1 protein-coding gene and 4 pseudogenes are annotated in these 4,537 nt (G+C 57.3%); 1 reads left to right on the top strand and 4 read right to left on the bottom strand.

The features are described 5' to 3' along the window. Positions 1–238: 238 nt before the first annotated feature. The 4 genes and pseudogenes from LPU83_RS26925 to LPU83_RS26890 all read right to left on the bottom strand — a co-directional run. Positions 239–1,192 carry a calcium-binding protein gene (locus tag LPU83_RS26925; protein ID WP_157997299.1) on the bottom strand — a complete coding sequence of 318 codons (954 nt, stop codon included), beginning with the start codon at positions 1,190–1,192 and terminating at the stop codon, positions 239–241. 223 nt (positions 1,193–1,415) lie between these two features. Further along, positions 1,416–1,603 (bottom strand): annotated as a pseudogene (locus tag LPU83_RS75670) (IS30 family transposase); the annotation flags it as partial. Beyond that, positions 1,572–1,778: pseudogene (locus tag LPU83_RS75665) on the bottom strand (recombinase family protein); the annotation flags it as partial. The pseudogenes LPU83_RS75670 and LPU83_RS75665, both read right to left, overlap by 32 nt. Positions 1,779–1,918: 140 nt before the next feature. Beyond that, a pseudogene (locus LPU83_RS26890) lies at positions 1,919–2,317 on the bottom strand (transposase); the annotation flags it as partial. A 183-nt stretch (positions 2,318–2,500) separates the two neighbouring features. Between LPU83_RS26890 and LPU83_RS26835 the strand changes: the two are divergent. Continuing rightward, positions 2,501–3,599: pseudogene (locus LPU83_RS26835) on the top strand (IS110 family RNA-guided transposase). Positions 3,600–4,537 lie beyond the last annotated feature (938 nt).

Raw genomic sequence — 4,537 nt, 5'->3', positions numbered from 1 at the left:
GCCAGACTGGAGCATCATGCGCAATACCTTGGATAGCGTTGACAGAGAAATGGTGAAAGAAGTCGAGCGCAAATGATTGTTAAGGTACCGGCAATTTACGCCGCTTCTCGAGGCGACGCTTGAGACCGACTGGAAAGCCGAAGAACCTCGTTGACGCCATGAGAACAGAGGCTCCTCGGGGAGCCTCTGTTCAGAGAGAGGGAAGCGCTGGGGTGCTCCCGTGCGGACTACTGGTGGGTCAGCAGTACTCGAAATTATTCGAGGTCATAGAGGCTAAGTCAGCCATAGTCTTATTTTCCAGATAGCCGAACTCATGGGCGGTGTTTTCACCGTCAACATAGGCCAGAACTGCGCCGCTTCCGTTAGCATCGCAGTAAACCAAGATGTCGCCGCGAACTTCGTGAGAAGCAGCGTTTGCGGCCTCAGAGGCAGATGCGAAGCTTCGATCGGTGAAAAAAATAGGGCTCCGGCCGTTGATGAAGTTCCCAACGGTTCCCTGCTCCAAGGGTGGTCGGCCAAGAGAGTCGAAGTCAGCAGCGTCCAGTACGATCTTGTCCTCGGTCGGGTTGAAATCCGTAACACTGGTGACGTTCAGGCGATCTAACGAGGGTTCGGACATCGGGTCATGGAACGAGAATACGAACCGGTCGTGATCAGCGCCGCCAGTCAGAGTATCTGGACCGTCACCGGCGACAAGGCGATCGTCGCCGTCGCCGCCATTGAGATAATCGCCATCCCCCTCTGAGCCGACACCGCGAGACGACGAATACGAGTAGTTGCCATAGAGCGTGTCGTTACCGTCCTGCCCTAAAACGATGTCGTTGCCTAGCCCAGCGAAGATCCAGTCATTGCCGCCGTTGGCCAAAATGCGGTCATCGCCATTGGTCCCCGTGAATATGTTGTTGCCGGGCCCCAAGTTTACGGGTCTGTCAGGGGCGGAGCCGTGGTCGGGTTCGGGGAGATCGCGGTGGTCGGGCCAGGGTTCGGGGTCCGGGTCAGGGTAGTCGGGTTCGGGGAGATCGGGCCGATCGGGCCCCATCCGGGACCCCGGGTCGGGGTTGAAAGGCTCCGCCACGGAGCCGATGGGCTTGGGGTCCAGGTCGCGGGGAGTCAGGTCATCGCGGGGAGTCAGGTCGATGACATCAAGCAACTCAGGGCTACCTGGAATTTCGATCGGGGAAGTGAAATTCATTATTTGTATGCTCCTTTTGACGCATCGCACGATGCCACCTGCCCACTATTATGCTCTGCCTGGCGACTGAAGAAATCGATTGTTTTGATAGGAGGCATCCATGTACCGGATGTTGCCGTGTCCATTTCACATCAATGTTGAGGAAAACGCTGGCTGACGCGCGTTGCCAAACTTAACCGCGTATCGCATCCTCGAGCTACTTTACCATACGAGCTGTTTGAATGGTCCGTTGCCGAGGCATGCGCAAAGCGCGTCCGGACCGCAGCTGGCGCCCAACTCCCGACGCAGTGCCGACGTCCCCTACAGCGCTTGGTAAATGCCATCATGGCTGATGTGCATGGCCCGGATCTTCGGGGAATCGGGCCTACGCCTATGCGCAACCTGCTCTGGGCTCCAGACCGTTGACCAGCGAACGGCCAAGATCGTCATCCACCGTGTTGATACGCGACCATTCAAGTGCTGTCAGCCGGCCGCGCATCGCATATTGCAAGACGCTGCTTTCGCAATTGTGCAGAGCGTGACGGGCCGAGGACTGGCGGACATACAGGATGGTCTTGCGTTCCAAGTGGTGTGGCCCGATTCGCATGCATCGTAACCAGCCTCCGACTGCTGCGAGGCGCTCTCGCCGTTTGCGTGGTTTACAAGTAGTCGCACTATGAGAGCCGTGAGGGTCTGACACGCGTCCTCCGGCAACGCCTGCCGTTGCATCGCCGGACTGCTCCCGCTTTGTGGGACCGAAAGAATTGCGCCCAGGAACTTCGCGGCGATGTCACCTTTCAGCAAGCGGTCGCGGTTCTTCGAAAACACCGAATGGTCCCAAGCTGGATCATCAATACCAATGTCGACGAACCAGCGGAATAGAAGGTCGTATTCCAATCGCTCCATCAAAAGTCGCTCGGAACGGATCGAATAGAACGCTTGCAAAAGCATGGCACGGAGAAGCTTCTCAGGCGCAATTGATGGTCGCCCAATTGGCGAATAAAGCGCAGCGAACTCCCCTTCCAGTGAAACGAGCGCATCGTTCACAATCCGGCGAATTGCCCGTAGCGGATGATCTTTGCGAACGCGATCCTCCAGATCGACATAGCTGAAGAGTTGACCCGTTCTAACATCGCCGCCGCGCATCCATCAACTCCGAATCTCGACAAAGCCAATCAATCACGACCAAAGTCTTCACACCAGGGCCTTTTTCAACAGCCTGCTAGACTAAATGTTCGCCTGGGACCGGGCGACCCGTCTCACAATATGCAGGCATCGAGGGTTGCGTGAGTTATCCTCGCACAGAGCCTCATGCATAGGAGACGGGCCGTGGAAGAGACTATCACATATGTCGGATTGGATGTTCACAAAGAGACGATCGCGGTGGCACTTGCCGATGGCGGTGGGCGACGTGCGTGCATTCGGCCAGATTGTAAATAACCCTGCAGCTCTGGCGCATATGCTGTCGAGGCTTTCGCAGCCGGGGCGGATACTGAAGTTCTGCTACGAAGCAGGACCCTGCGGCTACGGCATTCAGCGGCAGCTGTCTGCCGCAGGTCATGACTGCGTGGTCGTCGCTCCGTCTTTGATTCCTCGAAAGCCTGGCGATCGCATCAAGACAGACCGGCGGGATGCCAACAATCTGGCTAGGCTTCATCGCGCCGGGGAGCTGAGCGCTGTTTGGATACCAGATACCGCACATGAGGCGATGCGCGATCTGGTGCGGGCGCGCTTGGCTGCCGTGCGCAGTCTACGACAGGCTCGCCAGCAACTCAGTGGATTGCTACTGCGCCATGGCTGCAATTATGGCCGTCCGGCCTGGACGCAGATGCACCGCCGTTGGCTGGCGGGCCTACGCTTCGAACAACCGGTCCACCACATTGTGCTGGAGGATCATATCGCGACTATCGAGGCTGCTACGGACCGGCGCGATCGGCTGACGAAGCAAATCGAGATCATGTTGAGCGATTGGTCATTGGCCCCAGTCGTCCATGCGCTGCAATCGTTGCGTGGCATGGCTCTGGTGACCGCCGCCACGACGATTGCCGAATTGGGCGATATCAGTCGCTTTACAAATCCGCGTCAACTGATGGCCTATCTGGGGCTTGTACCATCGGAGCATTCGAGCGGCGGAACTCGACGTCAAGGTGGTATTACAAAGGCAGGGAACGGAACTGCGCGTCGCATGCTGATTGAAGCGGCCTGGAGTTACCGGTTTCCAGCGAGAATTAGTCGCGAACAATTGCTGCGCCAGGAGCAGCTTCCAAAAACGATCCGCGATACGGCGTGGAAAGCACAAATGCGAGTGTGCAGTCGCTATCGAAAGCTCACCAAGGCCGGAAAGCCAGCAACGACGGTGACTACGGCGATTGCGCGCGAACTATCGGGCTTCGTCTGGGAGATTGCATGTCAGGTCGCGCCCCGTTGAACGCCGCCAAAGTCTAGATCATCGAGGAGGAAGAGAACCGATCAGAAAGCCATGTGCACCTGGGCAAGGCTGGGGGCATGGTCACGGCAGGAGAACCCTCGTTTCCACTATCAGCCGGTTACGTTCCGACGCTGCATCCTAGACAGAGGAAGCTCCGCGACGCATCAGGTCCTGCGGTAACCAACCCGCGTATCAGAGCATGATCAACCCTCGTTCATTGACCGTGCCTCCTGCTTTCCCCAGGACGCACTCATACGAAACTCGACGTCCGAGAAAATCGGGCGTGAGAATTTCTATTCCTGCTACTTGAAAAGGGCGAACATGAGAGTGGACTCAACCGCTCAGAAATACCAGTAGGCCCGGGACCGCCCCCCGATGGCGCCGCTATCCGGACCTCGCCAGGCTGGCGCAGACCAAGGCGGTAGGATCCTAGCGAACGGGAAGAGGATTGATCGCCCATCGGGGGATGGCCGAACCTACCTTGATTCATGCCAAATCTCCCGATCGAAATGATGGCCATCTGGGCCGCTATAGTAGCGCGGGACCAGAAAGTTGTAATTCTTCGGGGGTTCTCCATCTCGTGATTATTTACCTATTGTCATAAGCGATCGCATGCCAGACCGTAAACCTCACACGGTCAACAGCGGCGAGACAGGTAAAATCGTCATTTCCGGGTCCAGCAGTAGTATTTGACATCGTTCTAAGCCCTTTCTCTTTCAGTGAACAGGTAGCTCATTGCCCAAATAGGGCGGGAGCCCCGTACCTGCTCTTCGAACGCGCGCGGATCAGCGCTAGAAGAGGGGCAAGGGAATAAAACCGAGGGGCTCGCGCACCCGAAGGAGCGGAGCAGGGGGTTGTGTTTCCCATGCGAGACAAAGGAACAGCGCTCTCCTCCCTTCTTCAGGAAGATAATCCATCCACCTGGGCGATCGCTGTCT

The organism is Rhizobium favelukesii (genome assembly GCF_000577275.2).
Classification (GTDB): domain Bacteria; phylum Pseudomonadota; class Alphaproteobacteria; order Rhizobiales; family Rhizobiaceae; genus Rhizobium; species Rhizobium favelukesii.
Note: the sequence above shows the minus strand (reverse complement) of the source record. Positions and strands in the feature narration are given on the sequence as shown.

Bases quoted from the DNA above. Each gene is read 5' to 3' on its own strand.
- LPU83_RS26925 (WP_157997299.1), bottom strand. From the start codon at position 1,192: ATGAATTTCACTTCCCCGATCGAAATTCCAGGTAGCCCTGAGTTGCTT.